Here is a 23,948-nt window from a genome sequence, read left to right on the forward strand (position 1 = left end):
CCTTTCGCGACACAAGGCCGCTCCTACAACGGACCGCGTACCGACGCGAAGACCATGCAGGCATGAAAAAGGCGACCTCCAGGGTCGCCTTTTTTCGTTCTGCTGATCAGAAATCGTAGCGCAGGTTCAGCGTCGCGTTTCTCGGCGCGCCATAGTGGCCATAGTTGCCGGCCAGGCCTGCGTAGTACTTCTTGTCGAACAGGTTGTCCACGTTCAGCGTGGCGGCCAGGTGCTCGCTGATCTTGTAGCGGGCCATCAGGCTGGCCACGGCGTAGTCTTCCTGGGTGATGCGAGTCTTGTAGCTGGTGACCAAGGATTGCTTGGAGTTCCAGTTCACGCCCCCACCTACGGTCAGGCGGTCCCATTCGCCGGGCATGCGGTAAGTGGTCCACAGGCGGAAGGTGTCCAGTGGTAGCTGAGGTGTCTGGCGAGTGCCGCTGGAGTCCTCTGTGCGCGAATGGCTATAACCGGTGTGAACTTCCAGCCCAGGCGCTACTTCGCCGGACAGTTCAAGGTCGATACCTTTGGTCTCGGCACCGTCCACAGCCTTGGAAACCGTCCAGGTTACTTCTTGGGGTGCCTCGAAATCGGTGTCGGTCACGGCGAAGTTGTCGCGCTTGATCAGGTAGATCGCCGCGTTGGCGTTCAGGCGGCCATCGTAGAATTCACCTTTCCAGCCCATTTCATAGTTCTTGCCGATCACAGGGTCCAGCACCTTGCCGGTACGGTCGCGGCTGGTCTGGGGCTTGAAGATATCGGTGTAGCTGGCGTACACCGATTGCTCATCGGTCAGGTCATAGATCAGGCCGGCGTACGGTGTTACCTCTCCGTGCTCCTTAAGTTGCGTGGGGTTGCCAGTGCCAGTGGTCAATACCACCTGGTTCGAGTCCGAACGGTAGTTGGTTGTACGGGCACCGAGAATCATGTGCAGGTCGTCGGTGAAGTTGAGCCGGGTGGCAATGAAGTAACCGGTCTGGCGGATGGTCAGGTCGTAGTCCAGCAGTGGCGAATAGTTGCCAGGTTGCGGTATGCGGTTGCCCCAGGTGTAGAAGTTGAATGTGGCTTCCCCAGCTCTGCCGGTGAAGTGGTTGTTCTCGTAATCCATGTAGTCGAAGCCGGTAACCAGTTCGTGGGTCTGGCCAAACAGCTCGAAAGGCCCCTGCAGCGTGATGTTCATGCCCCGCTGAACCTGGTGGGCATCGACTTGCAGCAGGTCGGACTTGGCGTTGCCGGTGGCTTGATCAAGGGTAGATACCCCGGCACCGGTGCGATAGAACGCCGACAGCGAGTCGCGATCGACATCCATGTAGTTGCCGGCCATCTTCAACTGCCAACCATTGCCAAGCTCCTGGTCCAGGCCGAAGGAGTAGTTCTTGGTGGTGTAGTCTTCATACATCCAGCGCGGCCCGGAACTGGTCGAGCGGGAGAAGTTGGTGGGCTGGCCATTGCTGAAGAACAGCGGCACACCTGGCGCGCCATTGGCGTCGTAGGTCTGGTAGTCCATGCCGAAGCGCACGGTGGTGGTATCGGTCAGGTCTGCTTCGAGCACGCCGTAGACCAGGTCACGGTCCTGGCTGTACCAGTCCATGTAGCTCTGGTTGCTCTGCTTGGCGGCCACCAGGCGGCCGCGCAGCTTGCCGCTTTCGATCAGTGGGCCGGACACGTCGGCCTCGGTGCGATAGTAGTCCCACGAGCCCACACCGGCCTGCACATACGACTGGAATTCACGCGTGGGGCGCTTGCGTACCATGTTGACCACACCGTTGGGTTCGCCCGCACCGGTCATCAGGCCAGTGGCGCCGCGGACGATCTCGATGCGGTCGAACATTGCCATGTCCATCAGGGTGTTGGGCATGTTGCGCGTCAGGTAGTCCTGCGCGGTGTTCACGCCATCGAGCTGGTAGGTGCTGATTTCCGAGCCGCGCGAATAGATATGAAAGCGCTCGCCACCGTCCTGGGACATGGTGATGCCCGGGTTCTGCTTCAGCACGTCGGTAATGGTCGCCAGGTGCTGGTCGTCCATTTGCTGGCGGGTGATGACGCTGATGCTTTGCGGTGTTTCGCGTATCGACAGGTTCATGCGGGTGGCCGTGCTGGTCACGCCGGTGGTGTAGGAACCCGTGCCTTCGGTAGTGGCCCCCAGGCCCACGCTATTGACGTTGGTCGCCGAAAGCTCGACCTGGCCGTCCTTTGCGGCCGAACCCGCTGTTACCGTCACGGTGTTGCCGTCGATCTGATAACGCAGCCCGCTGCCGCCCAGCAGGATGCGCAGGGACGAAGCGAGGTCGTGGCGCCCTTTGAGTGCGGAGGAGCGCAGGCCACCGATATCTTCCGGGCTGTACAGCAACTGGGTATCGGTCTGCCTGGCCAGTGCCTGTAACGCCGAATTCATCGACTGCGCAGGAATATCCAGGGTCCACTCCTGTGCCTGCACCTGGGCAACCATCGCAGCGGATATCGCCAGGCCCAGGCCGATGCGTGTGAGCGCGCGCTGGGGACGAAGGGAATGACGGATCAGTAATGCTTTGGCAAGCGGATTGAGCGGGCCGGGGAGGGACTTGGACATCTATTGCGGTCTCGTTGGCAGAGGGTTTTTTTCTATGTCAGCTATAGGACGCAGCACCTGTGAAAAACCGGAACGATTCTTATTGGCGATTTTTTTGGCCGGTGCTGCGTTAACCGCGTCACAACTTCACAGTTCGCGTGCTATGCGAAAGCCGAGGAAGTCACCGCGGGTGGTCTTGAGGCGGTCGTTGCGGTTGGCCGAGCGGGAGAAGATCGGCGGCTCGCCCCAGTCGTTGCCGCGCATGTGCGCGCGGATGCACTTGGGGTCCTGGATCCAGGCGCTGCCGTCGGTGGGGGCGCCTTCGTAGCTGTCGTGGTAGCAGTCGGCGACCCATTCGTAGACGTTGCCGTGCATGTCATACATGCCGAAGGCATTGGGCGGGTAGCTGCCCACCGGGGCGGTGAAGGTATGCCCGTCCTTGGGGCCATAGGTGTTGGCGTGCTTGCTGATCTCGTACTTGCCCGGTTCGTCGAAGGGGAAGGGGAACGGGCCGCTGGAGCCGCCACGGGCGGCATATTCGCGTTCGGCTTCGCTGACCATGCGGTATGGCTTGCCGGTGGTTTTCGCCAGCCATCGGGTATAGGCCTGCACTTCGTCGTAGTCGACGCACACCGCCGGCTGGCGGGGGCCTTGCTTGTAGCTGGGCTTGCTGGCTTCGCACCAGCGGCCGGGGCGGTCGTCGCCGCTCTTGATGACGGTGCCGGTGGCCTTGATATAGGCGTCCAGCTCGCCGGCGGTTACCTGATAGCGGCTCATGGCGAAGGGCTTGGCGAAGGTCACGGTGTGCAGCGGGCCCTCGTCGGGCTGGCGGCCGACTTCGTCGTCGGGGGCCCCCATGACGTAGCTGCCGGCGGGCAGCACGACCATCTCGGGGCAGTCCTTGCAGTCTTTGAACACGTCGCCGGGCTTGGCGGCGTGGGCGTAGGCGCTGACCAGCAGCAGGCAGGTGATCTGGGCTGGCCGGTAGAGCCAGGCGGATACGTTCATCGGTGGTCCTCGAAACGGGTGAATGCGGGCTGCGTTTCGCATTCAGACGAATCGGGGTGGTGAGAAATTAACCAATAGAGACGCGGCCCCTATGGTCGCGGCTGGCTTGCTCAAAACTTGAAGGTTGCGTAAACCCCTGTGGGAGCGGGCATGCCCGCGAAGCAGGCGACGCGGTGTATGGCACCGGCTTCGCCGGTGTTCGCGGGCGCGCCCGCTCCCACAGGGATCGCGGAAGCTTCGAGATTGAGCAGGACAGTTGCCCCACTGTGATATGCGCAAAGTTGAGTTTGGGGAGGTTGCCAGCTGCCTGGCACCGGGCTATAGTCCAGCCCACTGCATTCTCCCCGAAGACCTGTTCATGCCAGCCAGCCCATCCACCACAAGCTTTGCCATCGCGCCAGTCGCGGGCATGGTCGTGCGTGGCTGCCAGCAGCCGGCGATGATCAGTCACTATCCACCACCACCTGTCAGTGGCGTCGTAGGCGGCGTAGCTCCGCCTCCTTGCGTGGTCGTGCTGGGCTGATCGGCTTCTGGCCGCATCCCTTCGCACACGCAACCTACTGAACACGGTCGGCGACTTCCCACGCTGAAGCGCACGCCGTCCGTCTGGCTTATTCGCCTTGAATCAGGTGGCAATACATGTCTGTCTTTAGCAAAGCATCCGTGGCCTCGGCGGCCACTACCAGCCTGTTCGTCCTGCTGTGGAGCAGCGGGGCAATCGTCTCCAAACTCGGCCTGGCGCATGCCAGCCCGTTTGCCTTCCTGCTGTTGCGCTCGGCGCTGGCCCTGGCCGGCCTGCTGCTGATCGGCCCGTTGCTGGGGCTGCGCTGGCCGCGCAGTCGCGGGGCCATCCTGCGGGCCCTGGGCACCGGCTGTGTGCTGCTCGGCGCCTACCAGATCTTCTACCTGCTGGCGCTCGATACCCATGTCACCCCCGGCATCATGGCCACGGTGATGGGGGTACAACCGATCCTGACCGTGGTGCTGATGGAGCGCCAGCGCTCCTGGAGCCGCTTGTTCGGCCTGGGGTTGGGGCTTGGCGGGTTGATCATGGTGGTCTACCAGGGCATCAACCTGGGCGGGGTGTCGCTGGCGGGAATGCTGTTCGCCTTGCTGGCGCTGGCCAGCATGACCTTTGGCTCGATCCTGCAGAAGCGCATCACCGACAACCCCATGGGCACGCTGCCGCTGCAGTACCTGGCCGGCTTTGCCATGTGCGCGTTGTTCGCGCCGCTGCAGCCGCTGCATGTGGAATGGACTGGCGGTTTCGTCGGCGCGCTGCTGTGGATGGGGCTGGTGGTCTCGCTGCTGGCGACCCTGCTGCTGTACCGGCTGATCGCCAAGGGTAACCTGGTCAATGTCACCAGCCTGTTCTACCTGGTGCCGGCAGTGACCGCGGTGATGGACCTGCTGATCTTCGGCAACCGCCTGGCGCCGCTCAGCCTGCTGGGCATGGGGCTGATCGTGGTGGGCTTGCTGTTCGTGTTCCGCAAGCCCGCCGCGCGCCTGGCCGAGGCGTAGGCCCTAGCGGAACTCTTCGGGGATGGCGTGGCGCAGTACGCCTTCCTCGAAGTCCAGCAGGCCGGCTTCGCGCTGGGTGAGCAGGTAGTAGAGCAAGGTGTCGAGCGAGCGCTGCGGCGGGACCTCGACCGCCAGCATCTTCACCGCCTGCTCGGTTTCGCAGTTGCAGCCGAAGTCGTGCAAGGCCGCGCGTACCTGGTCCAGGGTTTCCGGGGGCTTGACGATAACCCGGAACACCGAGCTGCCGCTGCTGTGGCGCAGTTCGGCGAACCAGGTTTCGCCGGCTTCCTCACGGGTGCCGATCACGTCGCCCGGGGCGATGCCGTAGACATGGAAGGGAATGTTGTCGACGGCATAGCCGCCTTCCACGGCCTTGGCCCACAGGCCCTCGACCGAGGCGGGCGGGTAGCCGTTTTCGTCCTGCTCCAGGCGGAACAGGACCTTCTTGTACGCGTCGTTCATCCTGTACCCCGTTTCAGCTGCGTGCCGGGCGCAGCACCAGCCACAATGCCAGGCCAATCAGCAGGCCGCCGTACAGGTGCGCCATCGACAACGGTTCGTCCAGCAGCCACGCCCCCCACAATACGCCGAATACCGGGATCAGGAAGGTCACGGTGCTGGCCTTGACCGGGCCGATCTCCTCCAGCAGGCGGAAGTACAGGATGTAGGCGAACGCTGTGCACAGCAGGCCCAGGCCCAGCAGCGACAGCCACACCTGCCAGCCGCCCCAGCTGGCAGGTGGCTGGCTCAGCGCGCTCCAGGCGAACAGTGGGCTCAGCATCAGGGTGGCGCCGAGCATGCTGCCCAGTGCCGACAGGCGGCTGTCCAGGCCGCTGACCCAGCGGCGGGCGAGGAAGCCGGCAAAGCCGTAGCAGGTGGTGGCCGCCAGGCAGGCGAGGGCGCCTTGCAGCAGAGCGAGGTCCAGGGCCACCGGGCCGGCGCCGCTGAGGATGCCGACGCCGAACAGGCCCAGGAAGATGCCGCAGAGCTTGGCCAGGGTCATCGGTTCGCGGAAGAACAGCACGCCGATCAGCACACCCATCAGCGGCGTGGTGGCGTTGAAGATTGCCGAGTAGCCGGCGGGCAGCACCTGGGCGGCCACGGAGTAGAACGTGGCGGGGATACCGGAGTTGATCATGCCCAGCACCAGGCAGGCGCCGAGCTTGCCCTGGAAGTCCCAGCGCACGCGGGCGGCGGCGAGCAGTGCAACCAGGCCCAGGCAGGCGATGGAGACACGGAAGAACGCCGTCGGCACCGTGCCCAGCTCGGGGGCGATGATGCGCATGAACAGGAAGCTCGCCCCCCAGACGGCGGCAAGGGTCAGCAGGCGGGCTAGGGCGATGGGGCTCACAACGGTCTCCGGAGGCAGGGCAGGGGCGCGAGTGTACGCCAGGGGGGCTGGGGATTCTTGTGCTTTCTTGCGGTGTAAACCTGTGCCGGCCTCTTCGCGGGCACGCCCGCTCCCACAAGTTCTCTGCAATGCTCGGCCCTGTGGTAATCCTGTGGGAGCGGGCGAGCCCGCGAAGAGGCCGGCACAGGCTCCGCAAAAACCAAGAGGCGACTAAGCTCTGTAACTCAACACCGCACCGAGGTCCTCGCATGCCCCAGCCCTGGCCCGCTGTCGAAATCGCCCGGATGATCCTCGCCGGCTTCGACAACTACCGCGACCACTTCCAGCGCATCACCCTCGGTGCCCGCAAGCGCTTCGAGCAGGCGCGCTGGCAGGATATCCAGCGTGCCTCCGCCGCCCGCATCAATCTCTATGAAGAGAAGGTCGCCGAGGTCAATGGCTGGCTGCGCCAGGGCTTTGCCGAGGACGTGCTGCTGGATGTGGAACAATGGCCGTTGGTAAAGAACGCCTATATCCACCTGATCGACCCAAGGCTGGACGACGAGCTGTCCGAGACCTGGTACAACTCGCTGTTCTGCAGCCTGTTCAGCCATGACCTGATCAGCGACGGCTGCATGTTCATCCACACCACCCGACCGTCCATGCGCAGCCGTGAGCGCGCCGCGCAAACCCGTACCTATCGGCCTGACGCTGGGCTCAAGAGCCTGCTGCGGGCGGTGTTCAGCGATTACCCGTTCGAAGTGCCGTACGGCGACCTGGAAGGCGACCTGGCGCGCCTGGAGGATCAGCTGCGCGAGTGCCTGCCGGACTGGGTATGCAAGGATCCGAAACTGGCGTTGGAGCTGTTTGTGCCGGTGCTGTACCGCAACAAGGGCGCCTACCTGGTCGGCCGGCTGTTCAACAGCGACGAGCAGTGGCCGCTGGTAATCCCGCTGCTGCACCGCGAAGGGCACGGTATCGAGGCCGATGCGCTGATCACCGACGAGGCCGAGGTGTCGATCATCTTTTCCTTCACCCGCTCGTACTTCATGGTCGATGTGCCGGTGCCGGCGGAGTTCGTCAACTTCCTCAAGCGCATCTTGCCTGGCAAGCACGTAGCCGAGCTGTACACCTCCATCGGTTTCTACAAGCACGGCAAGTCGGAGTTCTATCGGGCGCTGATCAACCACCTGGCCAGCAGCGACGACCGCTTCGTCATGGCGCCCGGGGTACGCGGCATGGTCATGAGCGTGTTCACCCTGCCGGGCTTCAACACCGTGTTCAAGATCATCAAGGACCGCTTTTCACCGTCGAAGACGGTCGACCGTGCCACGGTGATCGACAAGTACCGGCTGGTGAAAAGCGTCGACCGCGTCGGGCGCATGGCCGATACCCAGGAGTTCGCCGATTTTCGCTTCCCGCGCAGCAAGTTCGAGCCGGAATGCCTGGCCGAACTGCTGGAGGTGGCGCCTTCGACCGTGGCGCTGGAGGGTGACACGGTGCTGATCCGCCATTGCTGGACCGAGCGGCGCATGACGCCGCTGAACCTGTACCTGGAGCACGCCAGCGAGGGCCAGGTGCTGGAGGCCCTGGAGGATTACGGCCTGGCCATCAAGCAGCTGGCGGCGGCGAATATCTTCCCTGGCGACATGCTGCTGAAGAACTTTGGCGTTACCCGCCATGGCCGGGTGGTGTTCTATGACTATGACGAGATCAGCTTCCTGACCGAGGTGAACTTCCGCCATATCCCGCCGCCGCGTTACCCGGAAGACGAAATGTCGGGCGAGCCGTGGTACTCGATCGGGCCGCATGACGTGTTCCCCGAGGAGTTTCCGCCGTTCCTGTTTGCCGATATCGGCCAGCGGCGCTTGTTCAGCCGGCTGCATGGGGAGTTGTACGACGCGGATTACTGGAAGGGGCTGCAGGCGGCGATTCGTGACGGGAAGGTGATCGATGTGTTTCCGTATCGGCGCAAGGGGCGGTGACTGTCTTTGGCAGGCCTGGCCTCTTCGCGGGCTCGCCCGCTCCCACAGGTACATCACAGGTCTCGAGGGCAGTGGGTTCCTGTGGGAGCGGGCAAGCCCGCGAAGAGGCCGGGCCTGCTTTCCCCAGTTACCCCTTCAAACACTTCAATTCACTGAAATCGGTACGCACCTTGCCCAACCGTTCCTGCAGGAACCGCCGCTGCTGCGGGGTACTCTGGTGCACCAGGTCCACCAGCAAGCTGCGCGCCTGCTGCTCGGTATTCTGATACGCCGCCCGGTACTCCGGCGTCCATAAACTCTCCTTGCGCTGCAACAACGTCGCCAGGCGCGGCTCGAAGCTGGCGTCGTTGCGCTGGTTCATCGCCAGCAGCAATTGCTGCTGCCAGTGCGCGCGGTTGGCGATCCATTCGCGGTTCTGGTCGCCCAGCGCCTGGGACCAGGCCTGCACGCGCTGCTTCTGTACCGCGGTCAGCTCGCCAAACCACGGCGTCAGGCGTTTCTCCATGCGTTCGGTACGGCGGGCGATCTGCTTGTCCAGCGGCGTATCCACATACTTCTTCTGCCGTTCGCTGATGTCCTCGCGGAACGCCTCGCGCATCTCCGCCACCTGGCTATCGCTCATGCCGCGCAGCAACTCGGTGGCCGAAGGGGTGATTTCCTCGGCTACCCGGCCAATCGCCTCGCGGGCTTCGCGGGTACGCTGCTGCAGGGCCTGGTCGGTCACCTGGTCGTCGGCGACCATGCCGCGTACCCGGTCCAGCCAGTCGAGGTAACCAGGCAGCTGGGTCTTGCAATGCCAGGCCAGGTGCTCCCGCAGGCGGTCGTCAAGCATGGCCTTCTGCTCGCTGTTCATGGCCAGGTAGTCGCCCAGCGACCACGGCACCAGGCGGTCGAGGTTGCGGTAGGCCAGGTCGATACGGCTGCAGGCGGCCAGGGCCAGGGCGCAGCCGATGGCGACGAGCAGGGCTTTGGACAGGCGTAGCGGCATGGGCTGTTCCTTGCGGTGCTGGCCAGACGGTAGACGCAAGAGGGACGCTGACGGTTCCACTGCATCAGCGGTCGGGCGGCGCGCTGGCTTCAGGTGTAGAATAGCCGCCTTGTCTTGAGGAACATCGGAAATGGCTCTGCTTGGGCGTTACAACAGTTTGCAAATCGTGAAACACGTGGACTTCGGCCTGTACCTGGACGGCGGCGCCGACGGCGAGATCCTGCTGCCCGGGCGCTACATCCCGAAAAACGCCGAAACCGAAGTGGATGACTGGCTGAACGTGTTCATCTACCTGGACAGCGAAGACCAGCTGATCGCCACCACCGAGAAGCCCAAGGTGCAGGTTGGCGAGTTCGCCAGCCTCAAGGTCAAGGACATCAACGGTGCCGGCATCTTCCTCGACTGGGGCCTGTCCAAGGACCTGCTGATGCCGTACTCGGAAGAGGCGCGGCCGCTGAAGATCGGCGACTACTGCGTGGTGCACGTGTACCTCGACAAGCGCACCCGCCGCATCACCGCCACCTCACGCCTGGACCGTTACCTGGACCGCACCCCGGCGGACTACCAGGTAGGCCAGCCGGTCGAGCTGCTGGTGGCCGGCGAGACGCCGATGGGCTTCAAGGCGATCATCAACAACCGCCACTGGGGCCTGATCCACAAGAACGAGGTGTTCAAGTTCCTGCGCTCGGGCATGCACGAGAAGGGCTTCATCAAGGAAGTGCGCGCGGACGGCAAGATCGCCTTGAGCCTGCAACCGGTGGGTGCTGCCCTGGCCGACAGCCTGCAGGAGCAGATCATGGCGCGCCTGGAGGCCGAAGGCGGGGTGCTGGGGGTGTGCGACAAGAGCGACCCGGCGCTGATCAGCAAGCTGTTCAACGTCAGCAAGGGCAACTTCAAGAAGGCCATTGGCGGTTTGTTCAAGCAGGGCCGCATCGTCATCCATGACGATCGCATCGAGAAGGCCTGATCAGGCCTGCACGAAGGTACGGAAGTCCAGCTGCTCGCCACCCGGGCGGGTGTCGCGCAGCAGCGAGTCGCGGTCGGCGCTGAGGGCCAGGCTGATGGTCGAGCGGCGCTTGCCGGGGTTGCGCACTTCCATCTGTTCCTGGTGAGCGCGCAGGAAGTTGGTCGGCACCTTCAGGTGCTGCAGCTCGTCGCTTTCCGGGGTGTGCAGCAGCAGGTTGACCCAGTCGGGCTGGCCCTTGCGCAGCAGCGCCACTGGCACCTCGAACCACCACAGGTTGCGCTTGCGGTCGAGGATGGCGAACAGGGTGTTGCTGCTGGTCAGCACCGGGCGGGCCAGTGCTTCGTTACGCCGGGCGATGGCGGCGGGTTTGTCGAGTTTCATGCAGGTTCCTGCGGGTTGACGCTATGAAGGCCTGCATTGTGAGGGGTGGCGGGTAGCGGGGCAAGGTTTGCCAACCGCCTTGCCGTTCGGCTCGAGGGCGAAAAAACTGTTGGAACGCTTGGCGAAGACGTCGGGTCCACCGACTGTCGGCACGGTCCACGTGCCCCCAATTGCAGGAGTTTTGCCATGAGCGGTACCAAAGACAAAGCGAAAGGCCTGGCCAACGAAGCGATCGGCAACGTCAAGCAGGGTGTCGGCAAAGTGACCGACAACGAGCGGCTGCGGGCCGAGGGTGAAGCGCAGGAGCTCAAGGGCGAGGGGCAACAGATCAAGGGCAACGTGAAGGACGCGGTGAAAAAGCCTTGATGTGAGTGGCCTGTCCCGGCCTCTTCGCGGGCATGCCCGCGAAGAAGTCGGTACTGGCGTAAGCAAATTCTTGCAGCATGGCCGGGATCAGCACAGCAGCGGCATGGTCTATTAGACTTACCGTGGTACACACGAATCGAGCGGCGAAAGGAGACGCTATGATTTTCCCCGACCTGCGCGGCCTGCCCCTGCACCGCGTGCTGGTACGCACCGTCAAGGAATTCCTCGACGACGAGATGTCGACCTACGCTTCCGCACTGGCCTACCAGATGCTGTTCTCGTTGTTCCCGTTCCTGCTGTTCCTGATCGCCCTGATCGGTTTCCTGCACCTGCCGGACTTCTTCTCCTGGCTGCGCCTGCAATCGGAACTGGTGCTGCCACCCCAGGCGCTGGAGCAGGTGAACCCGGTGATCGACCAGTTGCAGCAGTCCAAGGGCGGGCTGTTGTCGGTGGGTATCGTGATTGCCTTGTGGACCGCATCGGCCGGTGTGCGCCTGATGATGAGCGCGATGAACGCTGCCTACGATGTGCCCGAGGGCCGCCCGGTGTGGAAGCGCATTCCGTTGTCGATCATCTACACCGTGGGCATTGCTGGTATGTTGCTGGTGGCTGCGGCGCTGATGGTGCTGGGGCCGCAGGTGATGGAGTGGATTGCCGCCCAGGTCGGCATGCAGGAGGTGATCGTCACGGTGTGGACCATCCTGCGCTGGCCGGCGATCATCATCCTGATGATGGTGGCGGTGGCGCTGATCTACTACGTGATGCCCGATGTGAAGCAGCAGTTCCGCTTCATCACCCCGGGTTCGGTGCTGGCGGTGGTGGTGTGGATCTTGGCCTCGCTGGGCTTTGCCTACTATGTGAAGACCTTTGCCGACTACAACGCCATGTACGGCAGTATCGGTGCAATCATCGTGCTATTGCTGTATTTCTATATCTCCGCCGCCGTTTTGCTGCTGGGCGCGGAGATGAACGCAGTGATCGAGCACATGTCGAGCGAGGGCAAGAACCCTGGCGAGAAGGACGCCGATGAGCACAAGGCCCGCGAAACCATTACCGTGCTGGGCCATGAGCACCCTGTACCGAGCGAGCAGCAATCTTCCGAGCCGAACCCCCGATGATCCGTGACATTCTCAAGATGGGCGACGAACGCCTGCTGCGCATCGCCCCGCCAGTGCCCGAGCACATGCTCGGCAGTGCCGAACTGCAGCAATTGATCGACGACATGTTCGAAACCATGCGCCATGTGGGCGGCGTGGGCCTGGCCGCACCGCAGATCGGCATCGACCTGCAGCTGGTGATCTTCGGCTTCGAGCGCAGCGAGCGTTACCCGGATGCCGAACCGGTGCCGCAGACCATCCTGCTCAACCCGGTCATCACGCCGACGTCCAGCGAGATCGAGGACGGTTGGGAAGGCTGCCTGTCGGTACCCGGCCTGCGCGGCGTGGTGCCGCGTTTCAAGCACATCTGCTATGAAGGCATCGACCCCCAGGGCAACCCGATCAATCGCTTTGCCGACGGCTTCCATGCGCGGGTGGTGCAGCATGAATGTGACCACCTGATCGGTCGGCTGTACCCGTCACGCATCCAGGACTTTTCCCGGTTCGGCTACACCGAGGTGCTGTTCCCCGGGCTCGACGCCAGCGACGACTGACCCCGTTGCAGTGCCACCAGGCGCTTGCTGCGCTGGTAGCGCTGCAGGCGGCCAGCCAGGGCTTGCGGCAGCTGCTGGGCGATGTCGAAGCCCAGGCGCTGGTAGAAGGGTGCAAGGTCCGGGTGGCAGAACAGCCAGGTGGGCCCGCCAGCCTGCGCCAGCGCCGCCTCGACCAACCGCCCGGCCACCCCTTGGCTGCGCCGCTGCGGATCGACGAACAACCCGGTCAGCCAAAAGCCATCGCCCACCGGGCTCAGGCTCAAGCCCGCGATGATGCCGGGGCCCCGCGCCACCCACAGCTCAGCATCGCCCGCAGCACGCATGCGTGAGCCGTGCTGGCGGTAAAAGTGGTCCAGCAGCCGGCGTTCCGGGGCCGAAAGTTTCGAACAGTACAAATTTTCAGAAATTGCGCGCCCTGCCCTGAAAGGTGGCCAGAGGCTCTGGCCCGATGTTTTGCGGTGAACTTGTCGCAGATTGTTGCATATCTGGCAAGGGTGAATGTCCGAGTTCGGGGTTCAACTATTCCAGGCCGGGAGTAGACTTTTAGCCATCCCCACTGGCAGTACGAAGCGGGATCGGTACTTCGTGCCATCTTCACCGCAGATGGCAACTTCTCCGCGCCGGGCACGGCAATAGAAGTCAATCGATCAGCTTGAATGCTCAAAAGGCAAACTCACATGAAACCATTACTGATTCTTGCATTGGTCGGTATGTCCTCGTTCGCCCTCGCCGATGAGGCCAGACCCGTCTCCAGCGAGCCCGTCGCCCAGCAGTACGACTACTCCATGAACCTGGACATCAAGCGGGTGATCAACCTGTCGACCATCCCCAACGTCTGCGAAGTGGTACCTGCGACCATGACCTACGAAGACCACCAGGGCCAGGTGCACACCATCCAGTACCGGGCCATGGGTGAGGGGTGCCAGCAGGGTTGATCAGGCTCTTGCCTGGTGTTGATGGCCCTTTCGCCGGCCTGCGGGTGACGGGGCCATCAACCGTCTTGCAGTTCGAGCTACAGAAAAATCCTGAATGAATATCGAGGAAAAAGTGCTATCTTAATTTGATAGCATTTTTTGATGAGCGGGTGGCCAATGCTGGAGATGCCATCGGCCTCATCCAGGCAAGGAAGCCAAGCGGTATCAGATTGAAGAAGCCCGTGAATTCCTCTTGCGGGCAGGAGTCAGGATATGAGTTGCATGCGCTACAAAGGCTACGCCGCCCGTATCGAGTACGACGCGCGTGACGATATCTTCGTCGGCCGTGTGCTTGGTATGCGTGACATCATCAGTTTTCACGCAAGCTCGGTGCCCGAGCTGCATGAGGCGTTTCGCGATGCGCTGGAGGATTACCTGGCCGATTGTGCAGAGCAGGGCATTGCGCCGGAAAAGCCTGCCTCGGGCAAAGTAATGCTGCGTATCCGACCCGAAGTTCATGCTGCCGCGAGTGTTGCCGCCCGTGCTGCCGGCAAAAGCCTCAACCAGTGGGCCGACGAGGTCTTCGAACAAGCCGCAATGGCCTGAACAAGCCTGCTTTCGTTGTTTCTCGCGGGTATTCTGCAATTACCCATGCAGAATAGTTTCCGTTGCCTGTCGATTCCTCCAGTTCCCGTTCGACCAATAGGTGAGAGCACGTTGCACCCCGTGCCCAATCACCCATGACCTGTCGGAGGAACCCCCGATGAGCACCGCAGCCGAAACCGAGATTCGCCAATTGATCGAGCGCTGGATGCAGGCCGTGCGCGACCGCGACATCCCCAACATCGTCGCTCCCTATGCCGACGACATCGTCGCCTTCGATGCCATCCAGGCCCTGCAATTCAAAGGCAAGGCAACCTACCAGGCGCACTGGGAAATGTGCATGGGCATGTGCCCCGGCCCGATGGTTTTCGAATTCGCCGAACTTACCGTGCATGCCGCTGGCGACCTGGCCTTGGTCCACTGGCTTAACCGCTGTGGCCCCGCGGACAACGAAAGCCAGTGCGGCTTCATGCGCGCCACCGTGGGCTATCGTCGTCAAGGTGGCCAGTGGCAGGTAATCCACGAACACTGGTCGGCGCCATTCGACATGGAAACCCAGAAAGCCCTGTTCGATCTCAAGCCCTGAGCCGTTATCGCCAAACGCACTTTGCCAATGCCCTGGAGGCGACCATGAAATACCTGTGCCTGGTCTATTGTGACGAGGGGCTGTTGCACAGCCTGCCCGACAGCCCGGAAGACGCCGAATGCATGGCGTATGCCGAATCCATCCAAGGCTCCGGGCGAATGCTGGCGGCCGAGGCGCTGAAGCCGGTGCAGACCGCCACCACAGTGCGCGTGCGCAACGGGCACATGAGCCTGACCGACGGCCCGTTCGCCGAGACCAAGGAGCAACTGGCGGGCTTCTACCTGGTGGAAGCCCGCGACCTGAACGAGGCGCTGAACATCGCCAAGGGCATCCCCGCCGCGCGGGTCGGCAGTGTCGAGGTGCGGCCGGTGCGCGAACTGCAACCCTGACAGCAATGGAGACCTACCAGCATGAGCCTTGCACACCCCGCGCAAGCGCAACACGAGTTGTCCATCAGCCGCCTGATCGACGCGCCACCGGCCAAGGTGTTCCGCGCCTGGACCGAGCCCCAGTGGCTGATGCAGTGGTGGGGGCCGCACGGCATGACCACCCCGGAGTGCGAGATGCAGTTGTGGATCGGTGGCCTGTTCCGCACCCTGATGCGCGCGCCGGATGGCAGCGAGTACCCGAACCAGGGCGTGTTCCTGGAGATCGCCGCGCCGCGGCGGCTGGTGTTCACCGATGCCTTCGGCCCAGGCTGGGTACCTTCGGACAAGGCCTTCATGACTGCCGTGATCAGTTTTGACGAGGAGCAGGGCAAAACCCGCTACACCGCCCGCGCCTGGCACTGGAATGCCGCCGATTGCCGCGCCCATGAGGAAATGGGCTTCCACCAGGGGTGGGGAGAAAGCCTGGACCGCCTGGTGGAGGTGGTGACCCAGCGGATGCCCGACTGATGACGGCACTGGCGCAGGTGCGCGCCGAGGTCGAGGCGGTCTACCGGAGCGAGTCACGGCGCATCCTGGCGACGCTGATCCGCCTGCTGGGTGATTTCGACCTGGCCGAGGAGGCCATGCACGATGCCTTCTTCATCGCCGTCGAGCGCTGGCAGCGCGACGGTATCCCCGATAACCCGCGGGCGTGGCTGGTGTCCACCGGCCGCTTCAAGGCCATCGATGCGCTGCGCCGGCGCGCCCGATTCGACCGTTCCCAGGCGGACCTGAGCATGCTGCTCGACGGCCAGGCGCAGGACCCCAGCGAGGAAGAACTGCTGGCCGACGACCGCCTCCGGCTGATCTTCACCTGCTGCCACCCGGCCTTGTCCGCCGACGCCCAGGTTCCGCTGACCCTGCGTGAAGTCTGCGACCTGACCACCGAGCAGATCGCCCGCGCTTTCCTGCAGAGCCCGGCCACCATCGCCCAGCGTATCGTGCGCGCCAAAGCCAAGATCCGCGATGCCGGCATCCCTTATCAGGTGCCGGAGCTGAACGAACTGCCCGAGCGCCTGGAGAGTGTGCTGCGGGTGATCTACCTGGTGTTCAACGAGGGCTATTCGGCGTCGTCGGGCGAGGCGTTGTTGCAGCAGGAGCTGAGCGATGAAGCCATTCGCCTGGCGCGCCTGCTGGTGCAGTTGCTGCCCGACCCGGAGGCGGTCGGCCTGCTGGCCCTGATGTTGCTGCAGGCGTCCCGGCAGCGCGCGCGTACCGATGGCCGGGGCAATCTGGTGTTGCTGGAGCAGCAGGACCGTAGCCTGTGGGACCGGCAACGCATTGCCGAAGGCTGCGAACTGGTGCGCCAGGCCCTGCAAAGCCGGGCGTTCGGTGCCTATACCGTGCAGGCGGCGATTGCGGCGGTGCATGCCGAGGCGGCTACGGCCGAAGCGACCGACTGGGCGGAGATCGTCGGGCTGTATGACGTGCTGCAGCGGTATTGGCCGTCAGCAGTGGTAGAGCTGAACAGGGCCGTGGCGCTGGCGAAGCTGGATGGGCCGGAGGTTGGGCTACGGGAAGTCGAAGGGATTCTGGCGAGGGGAGAGTTGCTGGACTATCACCTGGCGCATGCGACGCGGGGTGAGCTGCATTTCCAGCTGGGGCATATGGAAGAGGCCCGGGCGGCCTGGCGGCAGGCGCTGGCGCTGACCCGGCAGGAGCCGGAGCGCAGGCATATCGAGCGGCGGTTGCAGGCTATCGAATGATGTTTGCTTTACTGGCCCTATCGCCGGCAAGCCAGCTCCCACAGGGTCACCACAGGCTTGAACATTGTGGTGATCCAGTGGGAGCTGGCTTGCCGGCGAAAGGGCCGGTACTGCCTACATCACTTTTCAGCTAGCCACAAAATTCGGCGGCGACACCAGCTCGACGGTCTGCTGCTTGCGCGGTGCGAGGATCTCGGCCTCGCCCTGGACCACCAGCTCATCATTCTGGTTGTACACATTGGTGGCGATGCGCACCTTGAACTTGGGCAGCTTCTCCAGGATTTCCAGGCGCACGGTCAGGGTATCGCCAATTTTCACCGGCTTCTGGAAGCTCATCTGCTGGCCCAGGTAGATGGTGCCGGGGCCAGGCAGGGTGCAGGCCACTGCAGCACTGATCAGCGCGCCGCTGAACATGCCGTGGGCAATGCGCTCGCGGAACATGCTCTTGGCAGCGAACTCGGCGTCCAGGTGTACCGGGTTGTGGTCACCGGACATCGCGGCGAACAACTGGATGTCGCGTTCTTCGACGGACTTCTTGTACTCGGCCTTCTGGCCGACTTCGAGGGCTTCGTAAGGCGTGTTGGTGACCTGGGACATCGGGGCTTCCTTAAGCGGTAGGCGAGGGCGGCTGTCATTCACTGCGCACAGGGCGGCCAAGGGCCAGCGCCTGTTCAAGCCAGCCGAGAATATCGGCGGCGACCTCGTCACGGTTGGTTTCGTTGAGTACTTCGTGCCGCGCCTCAGGATAGACGCGCAGCTGTACATGTCGATTGCCGGTCGCGCGCAGGGCGTCGGCCAGGTGGGTGAGACGCTTGCCGGCACTGACCGGATCACATTCACCACCGATTACCAGCAGCGGCAGGTTCGGATCGATCTGCGCGAGGTTACTCGGCTGGCTGATCTGCGCCAAGCCTTGCAGCAGGTCGAGCCACAACTGGTTGCTGCAGCGAAAGCCGCAAAGCGGGTCGTTGACGTACAGGTCGACCTGCGCCGGGTCGCGGCTGAGCCAGTCGAACGCCGTGCGGTTGGGCTTGAAGGCCTTGTTGAACGAGCCGAACGACAACCACTCGATCAGTGCACTCTTGCCCAGCGGCCCCTGGCGCCAGGCTTCCAGCCGGGCAATCAGCCGCGCCACGTGGTACAGCGCCGCCGGCTGGTAGTTGGAGCCGCTGAGGATCGCCCCATGCAGGCTGCCACTGTGGTGCAGCAGGTAGGCCTGGGCGATGTAGCTGCCCATGCTGTGGCCGAACAGGAACAGCGGCGTGCAGGGGTATTGCTGGCCGATGTGCTGGGCCAGCAGCCCGAGGTCGTTGACCACGGCATTCCAGCCATGATGGCGGGCGAACAGGCCGAGGCTGCCCAGTTCGGCGGTGCGCCCATGGCCGCGCTGGTCGGCGGCGAACAGGGCGAAGCCGGCCTCGCTCAAGGCATGGCCCAGGTGCTGGTAGCGCCCGGCATGCTCGGCCATGCCATGGGCCAGCAACACCACGGCTTTTACCGGTGTGGCCGGCAACCATTGGTGCACGTACAGGCTGCAGTGCTCGCTGGCGGGCAGCCAGAAGGCGTCGTGAGGCATGGCGGGTCCTTGTGCGCACAGGTACCCGAACAGTGTATGCACAACCGACCGGATTGCAGGAAGGGCACAAATAAGATTCACAATGTTAATGGCGGCACTTGGCGTATATGCCGCCTTGGGCTTACCTGCTAACGTCGGATCAACGCCTTTTCGCTTTCAAGCGGGCAGGTGAAAGGACTACAGGACTTACAGCAGGTCCAGGCAGAGGAACAATAATAAATGCAAGCCGACTTCTGGAATGACAAGCGCCCGGCGGGCGTGCCTTCCACCATCGATATCAATGCCTACACCTCGGTCGTCGAGGTGTTCGAGCGCTCCTGCAAACGTTTCGCCGACCGCCCGGCCTTCAGCAACCTGGGCGTGACCCTGACCTACGCGGAGCTGGAGCGCCACTCGGCGGCCTTCGCCGCCTGGTTGCAGCAGCATACAGACCTCAAGCCGGGCGACCGCATCGCAGTGCAGATGCCCAACGTGCTGCAATACCCCATCGCTGTGTTCGGTGCCCTGCGCGCAGGCCTGATCGTGGTCAACACCAACCCTCTGTACACCGAGCGCGAGATGCGCCACCAGTTCAAGGACAGCGGCGCGCGTGCGCTGGTATACCTGAACATGTTCGGCAAGCGCGTGCAGGAGGTGTTGCCCGATACCGGCATCGAGTACCTGATCGAGGCCAGGATGGGCGACATGCTGCCCACCGCCAAGGGCTGGCTGGTCAACACCGTGGTCGACAAGGTGAAAAAGATGGTGCCGGCCTATCAGCTGCCCCAGGCGGTGTCGTTCAAGCACGTGCTGCGCCAGGGCCGCGAGCTGTCGCACAAGCCGGTGCCGCTCAGCCTGGACGATACTGCCGTGCTGCAATACACCGGTGGCACCACCGGCCTGGCCAAGGGCGCCATGCTCACCCATGGCAATCTGGTGGCCAACATGCTGCAGGTGCTGGCCTGCTTCTCGCAGCACGGGCCGGACGGGCAGAAGCTGATCAAGGACGGCCAGGAAGTGATGATCGCGCCGCTGCCGCTGTACCACATCTATGCCTTTACCGCGAACTGCATGTGCATGATGGTCACCGGCAACCACAACGTGCTGATCACCAACCCGCGGGATATTTCCGGCTTCATCAAGGAGCTGGGCAAATGGCGTTTTTCCGCCTTGCTGGGCCTGAACACGCTGTTCGTCGCGCTGATGGACCACCCGGGCTTCCGCCAGCTCGACTTTTCGGCGCTGAAGGTCACCAACTCCGGCGGCACCGCACTGGTCAAGGCCACGGCCGAGCGCTGGGAGGCGCTTACCGGTTGCCGCATCGTCGAAGGCTACGGCCTGACCGAAACCTCGCCAGTGGCCAGCACCAACCCCTATGGCCAGCTGGCGCGCCTGGGCACGGTGGGCATCCCGGTGGCTGGCACCGCCTTCAAGGTGATCGACGATGACGGCAACGAGTTGCCGCTGGGCGAGCGGGGCGAGCTGTGCATCAAGGGCCCGCAGGTGATGAAAGGCTACTGGCAGCAGCCGGAGGCCACGGCCCAGGCCCTGGATACGGAAGGCTGGTTCAAGACCGGCGACATCGCGGTGATCGACCCGGACGGCTTCACCCGCATCGTCGACCGCAAGAAGGACATGATCATCGTCTCGGGTTTCAACGTGTACCCCAACGAGATCGAGGATGTGGTGATGGGCCATCCCAAGGTTGCCAACTGCGCGGCCATCGGCGTGCCGGACGAGCGCTCCGGCGAGGCGGTGAAGCTGTTCGTGGTGCCGCGCGAGGGCGGGCTGAGCGTGGATGAGCTGAAGGCCTACTGCAAGGCCAACTTCACCGGCTACAAGGTACCCAAGCACATCGTGCTGCGCGAGTCGTTGCCGATGACGCCGGTGGGCAAGATCCTGCGGCGGGAGCTGCGCGACATAGCTTGATACCGGGTTGGCTTCTTCGCGGGCTTGCCCGCTCCCACAAGTACTGCACAGCATTCGAGAACTGTGAGGTCCCTGTGGGAGCGGGCAAGCCCGCGAACGCCGTGAACCGCTCTAACAGGCTATTTATAGCCCGATCTGCGACATTTTGGATAATTACTCTAAAAATGACCTGTATTGTTCATTGAGTCATTTTTGTGACCGTGAGGCCTGTTTTGGCCTCTAGGCGACCCCAGGCAAAGCTGTTACTCTCGGCCCGCTTTCAGATGATCCGGTTTGCAACGAGCCGTCATCTCATATCAATAATAAGCGCATCGACGCGTGAATCGAACTTCGCTGTTGCTGAAGGAGTGGGCTTCCATGATCGAACATTTTTGGAAGGATAAGTACCCAGCCGGGATTACGGCGGAAATCAATCCTGACGAATTCCCCAATATCCAGGCGGTACTCAAGCAATCCTGCCAACGCTTTGCCGACAAACCGGCCTTTAGCAACCTGGGCAAGACTATCACTTATGGCGAGCTGTATGCGCTGTCGGGGGCGTTTGCCGCCTGGTTGCAGCAGCATACCGACCTCAAGCCGGGTGACCGCATTGCCGTGCAGCTGCCTAACGTACTGCAATACCCGGTGGCGGTATTCGGTGCCATGCGTGCCGGGCTGATCGTGGTCAACACCAACCCGCTGTACACCGCACGGGAAATGGAACACCAGTTCAACGACTCCGGCGCCAAGGCCCTGGTGTGCCTGGCCAACATGGCCCACCTGGCCGAGAAGGTGGTGCCCAAGACCCAGGTCAGGCACGTCATCGTCACCGAAGTGGCCGACCTGCTGCCGCCGCTCAAGCGCCTGCTGATCAACAGCGTGATCAAGTACGTGAAGAAGATGGTGCCGGCCTACAACCTGCCGCGTGCCGTACGCTTCAACGACGCACTGGCGCTGGGCAAGGGCCAGCCGGTGACCGAGGCCAACCCGCAGGCCAACGACGTGGCGGTGCTGCAATACACCGGTGGTACCACCGGCGTGGCCAAGGGCGCGATGCTGACCCACCGCAACCTGGTGGCCAACATGCTGCAGTGCCGGGCGCTGATGGGCTCCAACCTGCACGAAGGCTGCGAAATCCTCATCACCCCGCTGCCGCTGTATCACATCTACGCCTTTACCTTCCATTGCATGGCAATGATGCTGATCGGCAATCACAACGTGCTGATCAGCAACCCGCGTGACCTGCCGGCCATGGTCAAGGAGCTGGGCAAGTGGAAGTTCAGCGGCTTCGTCGGCCTCAACACCCTGTTCGTTGCCTTGTGCAACAACGAGGCGTTCCGTGCCCTGGACTTCTCGGCGCTGAAGATCACCCTGTCCGGCGGCATGGCCCTGCAACTGAGCGTGGCCGAGCGCTGGAAGGCCGTGACCGGCTGCGCCATCTGCGAAGGCTATGGCATGACCGAGACCAGCCCGGTGGCTGCGGTGAACCCGGCGGAGGCCAACCAGGTCGGCACCATCGGTATTCCGGTGCCGTCCACCCTGTGCAAGGTCATCGACGACAACGGCAACGAACTGCCGTTGGGCGAGGTGGGCGAGTTGTGCGTCAAGGGCCCGCAGGTGATGAAGGGCTACTGGCAGCGCGAAGAGGCCACTGCCGAGATCCTCGACAGCAATGGCTGGCTGAAGACCGGTGACATCGCCGTGATCCAGCCGGACGGCTACATGCGCATTGTCGACCGCAAGAAGGACATGATCCTGGTGTCGGGCTTCAACGTGTACCCCAACGAGCTGGAAGATGTGCTGGCGGCCCTGCCGGGCGTGCTGCAGTGCGCGGCCATCGGTGTGCCGGACGAGAAGTCCGGTGAAGTGATCAAGGTGTTCATCGTGGTCAAGCCGGGCATGACCGTGACCAAGGAACAAGTGATGGAGCACATGCGTGCCAACGTCACCGGCTACAAGGTCCCGCGCCAGATCGAGTTCCGCGACGCGCTGCCGACCACCAACGTGGGCAAGATCCTGCGCCGCGAGCTGCGCGATGAAGAGCTGAAGAAACAGGGTTTGAAGAAGATCGCCTGATCGACCTCACTGGCTTCTTCGCGGGCACGCCCGCTCCCACAGGTATAGCGCCGAGCCAGAGGGCTGCGCTGTACCTGTGGGAGCGGGCGTGCCCGCGAATGCTTCAGCGCAGTTTCTCCAGCATCTGGTAGTACCACATTCCCGCCGCCAGCAGCGGGTTGCCCAGCAAGTCCCCCATCGGCACCCGCACATGCTTGCACTGGGCAAAGGTGTCGAACTTCTCCAGCGTCCCGGTCAACGCCTCGGCCATGATCTCGCCCATGATGTGGCTGGTGGCAATGCCGTGCCCCGAATAACCCTGGCAATACCACACGTTGTCCGACAGCTTGCCCAGCTGCGGGATGCGGTTGACCACGATGCCCATGGCGCAACTCCACTGGAACTCGATCGGCACATCTTTCAACGCCGGGAAGGTGCGCTCGATGCACGGGCGCAGTTCGCCTTCGATATCCCGTGAATCACGGCCGGAATAGTTGGCGCCGCCGCCGAACAGCAGGCGCTTGTCGGCGGTCAGGCGGTAGTAATCGAGGACGAAGCGGCAGTCGTATACCGCCAGGTCCTGCGGGTTGATCTGTTCGGCCAGCTCCCCCAGCGGTGCGGTGGTGACGATGCCACCCATGGCCGGGAAGATCTTGCCCTTGAGCTGGCGCTTTTCCAGTTTGTGGTACACATCGCCGGCCAGCATCACCTGGCGCGCCTCGACCCGCCCGTGGGCGGTGACCACCGCCGGGCGCGGGCCGTGGACGATGTCCAGCACTTCGGAATTTTCGAAAATCAGCGCCCCCAGGCCATGGGCGGCACGGGCCTCGCCCAGGCACAGGTTGAGCGGGTGCAGGTGCAGGTTGCGCAGGTTCTTCAGCGCGCCCAGGTACAGCGGGCTTTGCAGGTGCTCGGCCATGGCTTCGCGGTCCAGCAATTGCACCTGCTCGCCCATGCCGCGCCGCCGGGCCTCGGCTTCGAAGGCGCGCAGCTCGTCCATGTGCGAGGGCTTCATGGCCGCGTGCAGGTGGCCGCGCTTGAGGTCGCAGTCGATGCCGTAGCGCGCCACGCGCTGCTCGATCACCTGGTGGCCGCGCCAGCGCAAGTGCCAGATGAAGTCATCGACCTCGGCACCCAGGCGGTTGCGCATCTGCGTGCGCATGGCTTCGTCGCCCGACAGGCTGCCGGTGACCTGGCCGCCGTTGCGCCCGCTGGCACCCCAGCCGATGCGGTTGGTTTCGACAATGGCCACCTTCAGGCCACGCTCGGCCAGTTCCACCGCCGTGGCCACGCCGGTGAAGCCGCCGCCGATGATCGCCACATCCACCTGTACCGTGCCCTTGAGCTGCGGGTACTCGGTGTGGTCGTTGAGGGTGGCGCTGTAATAGGACGGCGCGCGCTGCGCCGGGCCCTTGTTCAATGCTGCGTTCATGGGGGTTCCTTGTTATCTG

The 23,948-nt window shown here is 63.4% G+C and carries 24 protein-coding genes; 14 read left to right on the forward strand and 10 right to left on the reverse strand.

What is annotated here, in order from left to right:
- Positions 1-106: 106 nt before the first annotated feature.
- Both CAG22_RS06195 and CAG22_RS06200 read right to left on the reverse strand, forming a co-directional pair.
- On the reverse strand, positions 107-2,566 hold the full coding sequence (locus CAG22_RS06195; RefSeq protein ID WP_085704959.1) for a TonB-dependent receptor: 2,460 nt from the start codon (positions 2,564-2,566) through the stop codon (positions 107-109).
- 126 nt (positions 2,567-2,692) lie between these two features.
- The gene (locus CAG22_RS06200) at positions 2,693-3,553 is read right to left on the reverse strand and encodes a formylglycine-generating enzyme family protein (RefSeq protein WP_085704962.1); all 861 of its coding nucleotides are present in this window, start codon (positions 3,551-3,553) and stop codon (positions 2,693-2,695) included.
- Between the two features lie 639 nt (positions 3,554-4,192).
- Here CAG22_RS06200 and CAG22_RS06215 point away from each other — a divergent pair.
- Entirely contained in the window at positions 4,193-5,074 is an 882-nt protein-coding gene (locus tag CAG22_RS06215) for a DMT family transporter (protein ID WP_041505660.1), read from the forward strand.
- A 3-nt stretch (positions 5,075-5,077) separates the two neighbouring features.
- Here the strand turns inward: CAG22_RS06215 and CAG22_RS06220 are convergent, their stop codons facing one another.
- Both CAG22_RS06220 and CAG22_RS06225 read right to left on the reverse strand, forming a co-directional pair.
- Complete coding sequence (locus CAG22_RS06220; RefSeq protein WP_025340190.1) at positions 5,078-5,536, reverse strand: DUF4265 domain-containing protein; 459 nt, start codon at positions 5,534-5,536, stop codon at positions 5,078-5,080.
- Between the two features lie 13 nt (positions 5,537-5,549).
- On the reverse strand, positions 5,550-6,425 hold the full coding sequence (locus CAG22_RS06225) for a DMT family transporter (protein WP_025340189.1): 876 nt from the start codon (positions 6,423-6,425) through the stop codon (positions 5,550-5,552).
- 248 nt (positions 6,426-6,673) lie between these two features.
- On the opposite strand from CAG22_RS06225, the gene aceK reads away from it, so the two are divergent.
- On the forward strand, positions 6,674-8,389 hold the full coding sequence (gene aceK, locus CAG22_RS06230) for a bifunctional isocitrate dehydrogenase kinase/phosphatase (protein ID WP_085589175.1): 1,716 nt from the start codon (positions 6,674-6,676) through the stop codon (positions 8,387-8,389).
- Between the two features lie 127 nt (positions 8,390-8,516).
- On the opposite strand, the gene CAG22_RS06235 is transcribed toward aceK, so the two are convergent.
- A complete protein-coding gene (locus CAG22_RS06235) occupies positions 8,517-9,377 on the reverse strand; it encodes a DUF6279 family lipoprotein (RefSeq protein ID WP_075046003.1) in 861 nt (286 codons plus the stop codon).
- Between the two features lie 130 nt (positions 9,378-9,507).
- Between CAG22_RS06235 and CAG22_RS06240 the strand changes: the two genes are divergently transcribed.
- Complete coding sequence (locus tag CAG22_RS06240) at positions 9,508-10,344, forward strand: S1 RNA-binding domain-containing protein (protein WP_013973728.1); 837 nt, start codon at positions 9,508-9,510, stop codon at positions 10,342-10,344.
- Here the strand turns inward: CAG22_RS06240 and CAG22_RS06245 are convergent, their stop codons facing one another.
- Positions 10,345-10,725 (reverse strand): hypothetical protein, encoded by a 381-nt coding sequence (locus tag CAG22_RS06245; RefSeq protein WP_013973727.1) that lies wholly within the window; start codon positions 10,723-10,725, stop codon positions 10,345-10,347.
- 186 nt (positions 10,726-10,911) lie between these two features.
- On the opposite strand from CAG22_RS06245, the gene CAG22_RS06250 reads away from it, so the two are divergent.
- From CAG22_RS06250 to def, 3 genes are all read left to right on the forward strand, one after another.
- Positions 10,912-11,091, forward strand: a complete 180-nt coding sequence (locus CAG22_RS06250) for a CsbD family protein (RefSeq protein WP_015271319.1) — start codon at positions 10,912-10,914, stop codon at positions 11,089-11,091.
- A 158-nt stretch (positions 11,092-11,249) separates the two neighbouring features.
- On the forward strand, positions 11,250-12,209 hold the full coding sequence (locus CAG22_RS06255; RefSeq protein WP_025340186.1) for a YihY/virulence factor BrkB family protein: 960 nt from the start codon (positions 11,250-11,252) through the stop codon (positions 12,207-12,209).
- Positions 12,206-12,742, forward strand: coding sequence for a peptide deformylase (gene def / locus CAG22_RS06260; protein WP_013973724.1), 537 nt, complete (start codon positions 12,206-12,208; stop codon positions 12,740-12,742). The genes CAG22_RS06255 and def overlap by 4 nt, the downstream gene beginning before the upstream one ends.
- Here the strand turns inward: def and CAG22_RS06265 are convergent.
- Positions 12,697-13,065, reverse strand: a complete 369-nt coding sequence (locus tag CAG22_RS06265; RefSeq protein ID WP_085691690.1) for a GNAT family N-acetyltransferase — start codon at positions 13,063-13,065, stop codon at positions 12,697-12,699. The two genes, def and CAG22_RS06265, sit on opposite strands and share 46 nt — an antisense overlap.
- 354 nt (positions 13,066-13,419) lie before the next feature.
- On the opposite strand from CAG22_RS06265, the gene CAG22_RS06270 reads away from it, so the two are divergent.
- The 6 genes from CAG22_RS06270 to CAG22_RS06300 all read left to right on the forward strand — a co-directional run bounded on the left by CAG22_RS06270 (position 13,420) and on the right by CAG22_RS06300 (position 16,979).
- Positions 13,420-13,677, forward strand: a complete 258-nt coding sequence (locus CAG22_RS06270) for a DUF2790 domain-containing protein (RefSeq protein WP_004375752.1) — start codon at positions 13,420-13,422, stop codon at positions 13,675-13,677.
- A gap of 252 nt (positions 13,678-13,929) precedes the next feature.
- The gene (locus tag CAG22_RS06280) at positions 13,930-14,262 is read left to right on the forward strand and encodes a type II toxin-antitoxin system HicB family antitoxin (RefSeq protein WP_015271315.1); all 333 of its coding nucleotides are present in this window, start codon (positions 13,930-13,932) and stop codon (positions 14,260-14,262) included.
- Between the two features lie 157 nt (positions 14,263-14,419).
- Positions 14,420-14,845 carry a nuclear transport factor 2 family protein gene (locus CAG22_RS06285; protein WP_085589164.1) on the forward strand — a complete coding sequence of 142 codons (426 nt, stop codon included), beginning with the start codon at positions 14,420-14,422 and terminating at the stop codon, positions 14,843-14,845.
- 44 nt (positions 14,846-14,889) lie between these two features.
- Positions 14,890-15,234, forward strand: a complete 345-nt coding sequence (locus CAG22_RS06290) for a YciI family protein (RefSeq protein ID WP_046614687.1) — start codon at positions 14,890-14,892, stop codon at positions 15,232-15,234.
- 21 nt (positions 15,235-15,255) lie between these two features.
- A complete protein-coding gene (locus tag CAG22_RS06295) occupies positions 15,256-15,741 on the forward strand; it encodes an SRPBCC family protein (RefSeq protein WP_015271313.1) in 486 nt (161 codons plus the stop codon).
- Positions 15,741-16,979, forward strand: a complete 1,239-nt coding sequence (locus CAG22_RS06300) for an RNA polymerase sigma factor (protein WP_085704964.1) — start codon at positions 15,741-15,743, stop codon at positions 16,977-16,979. Before CAG22_RS06295 ends, CAG22_RS06300 begins: the two co-directional genes overlap by 1 nt.
- Before the next feature lie 126 nt (positions 16,980-17,105).
- Here CAG22_RS06300 and CAG22_RS06305 read toward each other — a convergent pair whose 3' ends face one another.
- A complete protein-coding gene (locus CAG22_RS06305) occupies positions 17,106-17,576 on the reverse strand; it encodes a MaoC family dehydratase (RefSeq protein WP_012273633.1) in 471 nt (156 codons plus the stop codon).
- A gap of 34 nt (positions 17,577-17,610) precedes the next feature.
- Complete coding sequence (locus tag CAG22_RS06310; RefSeq protein ID WP_085704966.1) at positions 17,611-18,555, reverse strand: alpha/beta hydrolase; 945 nt, start codon at positions 18,553-18,555, stop codon at positions 17,611-17,613.
- A gap of 219 nt (positions 18,556-18,774) precedes the next feature.
- On the opposite strand from CAG22_RS06310, the gene fadD2 reads away from it, so the two are divergent.
- Both fadD2 and fadD1 read left to right on the forward strand, forming a co-directional pair.
- Entirely contained in the window at positions 18,775-20,463 is a 1,689-nt protein-coding gene (fadD2, locus tag CAG22_RS06315) for a long-chain-fatty-acid--CoA ligase FadD2 (RefSeq protein ID WP_085691687.1), read from the forward strand.
- A gap of 357 nt (positions 20,464-20,820) precedes the next feature.
- Entirely contained in the window at positions 20,821-22,518 is a 1,698-nt protein-coding gene (fadD1, locus tag CAG22_RS06320; RefSeq protein ID WP_025340179.1) for a long-chain-fatty-acid--CoA ligase FadD1, read from the forward strand.
- 103 nt (positions 22,519-22,621) lie between these two features.
- Here fadD1 and CAG22_RS06325 read toward each other — a convergent pair whose 3' ends face one another.
- On the reverse strand, positions 22,622-23,929 hold the full coding sequence (locus CAG22_RS06325; protein WP_085691686.1) for an FAD-binding oxidoreductase: 1,308 nt from the start codon (positions 23,927-23,929) through the stop codon (positions 22,622-22,624).
- Positions 23,930-23,948: the final 19 nt, after the last annotated feature.

The organism is Pseudomonas sp. B8(2017) (genome assembly GCF_002113575.1).
Classification (GTDB): Bacteria; Pseudomonadota; Gammaproteobacteria; order Pseudomonadales; family Pseudomonadaceae; genus Aquipseudomonas; species Aquipseudomonas putida_Z.

What these genes read in the sequence shown, in the direction of transcription:
- CAG22_RS06325 (WP_085691686.1), bottom strand. Translation starts at nt 23,929, where the DNA reads ATGAACGCAGCATTGAACAAGGGCCCGGCGCAGCGCGCGCCGTCCTAT.
- CAG22_RS06240 (WP_013973728.1), top strand. Translation starts at nt 9,508, where the DNA reads ATGGCTCTGCTTGGGCGTTACAACAGTTTGCAAATCGTGAAACACGTG.
- CAG22_RS06195 (WP_085704959.1), bottom strand. Translation starts at nt 2,566, where the DNA reads ATGTCCAAGTCCCTCCCCGGCCCGCTCAATCCGCTTGCCAAAGCATTA.
- CAG22_RS06270 (WP_004375752.1), top strand. Translation starts at nt 13,420, where the DNA reads ATGAAACCATTACTGATTCTTGCATTGGTCGGTATGTCCTCGTTCGCC.
- fadD1 (WP_025340179.1), top strand. Translation starts at nt 20,821, where the DNA reads ATGATCGAACATTTTTGGAAGGATAAGTACCCAGCCGGGATTACGGCG.
- CAG22_RS06305 (WP_012273633.1), bottom strand. Translation starts at nt 17,576, where the DNA reads ATGTCCCAGGTCACCAACACGCCTTACGAAGCCCTCGAAGTCGGCCAG.
- CAG22_RS06295 (WP_015271313.1), top strand. Translation starts at nt 15,256, where the DNA reads ATGAGCCTTGCACACCCCGCGCAAGCGCAACACGAGTTGTCCATCAGC.
- CAG22_RS06215 (WP_041505660.1), top strand. Translation starts at nt 4,193, where the DNA reads ATGTCTGTCTTTAGCAAAGCATCCGTGGCCTCGGCGGCCACTACCAGC.
- CAG22_RS06280 (WP_015271315.1), top strand. Translation starts at nt 13,930, where the DNA reads ATGAGTTGCATGCGCTACAAAGGCTACGCCGCCCGTATCGAGTACGAC.
- CAG22_RS06250 (WP_015271319.1), top strand. Translation starts at nt 10,912, where the DNA reads ATGAGCGGTACCAAAGACAAAGCGAAAGGCCTGGCCAACGAAGCGATC.
- CAG22_RS06290 (WP_046614687.1), top strand. Translation starts at nt 14,890, where the DNA reads ATGAAATACCTGTGCCTGGTCTATTGTGACGAGGGGCTGTTGCACAGC.
- CAG22_RS06285 (WP_085589164.1), top strand. Translation starts at nt 14,420, where the DNA reads ATGAGCACCGCAGCCGAAACCGAGATTCGCCAATTGATCGAGCGCTGG.
- fadD2 (WP_085691687.1), top strand. Translation starts at nt 18,775, where the DNA reads ATGCAAGCCGACTTCTGGAATGACAAGCGCCCGGCGGGCGTGCCTTCC.
- CAG22_RS06310 (WP_085704966.1), bottom strand. Translation starts at nt 18,555, where the DNA reads ATGCCTCACGACGCCTTCTGGCTGCCCGCCAGCGAGCACTGCAGCCTG.
- def (WP_013973724.1), top strand. Translation starts at nt 12,206, where the DNA reads ATGATCCGTGACATTCTCAAGATGGGCGACGAACGCCTGCTGCGCATC.
- aceK (WP_085589175.1), top strand. Translation starts at nt 6,674, where the DNA reads ATGCCCCAGCCCTGGCCCGCTGTCGAAATCGCCCGGATGATCCTCGCC.
- CAG22_RS06200 (WP_085704962.1), bottom strand. Translation starts at nt 3,553, where the DNA reads ATGAACGTATCCGCCTGGCTCTACCGGCCAGCCCAGATCACCTGCCTG.
- CAG22_RS06265 (WP_085691690.1), bottom strand. Translation starts at nt 13,065, where the DNA reads ATGCGTGCTGCGGGCGATGCTGAGCTGTGGGTGGCGCGGGGCCCCGGC.
- CAG22_RS06245 (WP_013973727.1), bottom strand. Translation starts at nt 10,725, where the DNA reads ATGAAACTCGACAAACCCGCCGCCATCGCCCGGCGTAACGAAGCACTG.
- CAG22_RS06235 (WP_075046003.1), bottom strand. Translation starts at nt 9,377, where the DNA reads ATGCCGCTACGCCTGTCCAAAGCCCTGCTCGTCGCCATCGGCTGCGCC.
- CAG22_RS06300 (WP_085704964.1), top strand. Translation starts at nt 15,741, where the DNA reads ATGACGGCACTGGCGCAGGTGCGCGCCGAGGTCGAGGCGGTCTACCGG.
- CAG22_RS06255 (WP_025340186.1), top strand. Translation starts at nt 11,250, where the DNA reads ATGATTTTCCCCGACCTGCGCGGCCTGCCCCTGCACCGCGTGCTGGTA.
- CAG22_RS06220 (WP_025340190.1), bottom strand. Translation starts at nt 5,536, where the DNA reads ATGAACGACGCGTACAAGAAGGTCCTGTTCCGCCTGGAGCAGGACGAA.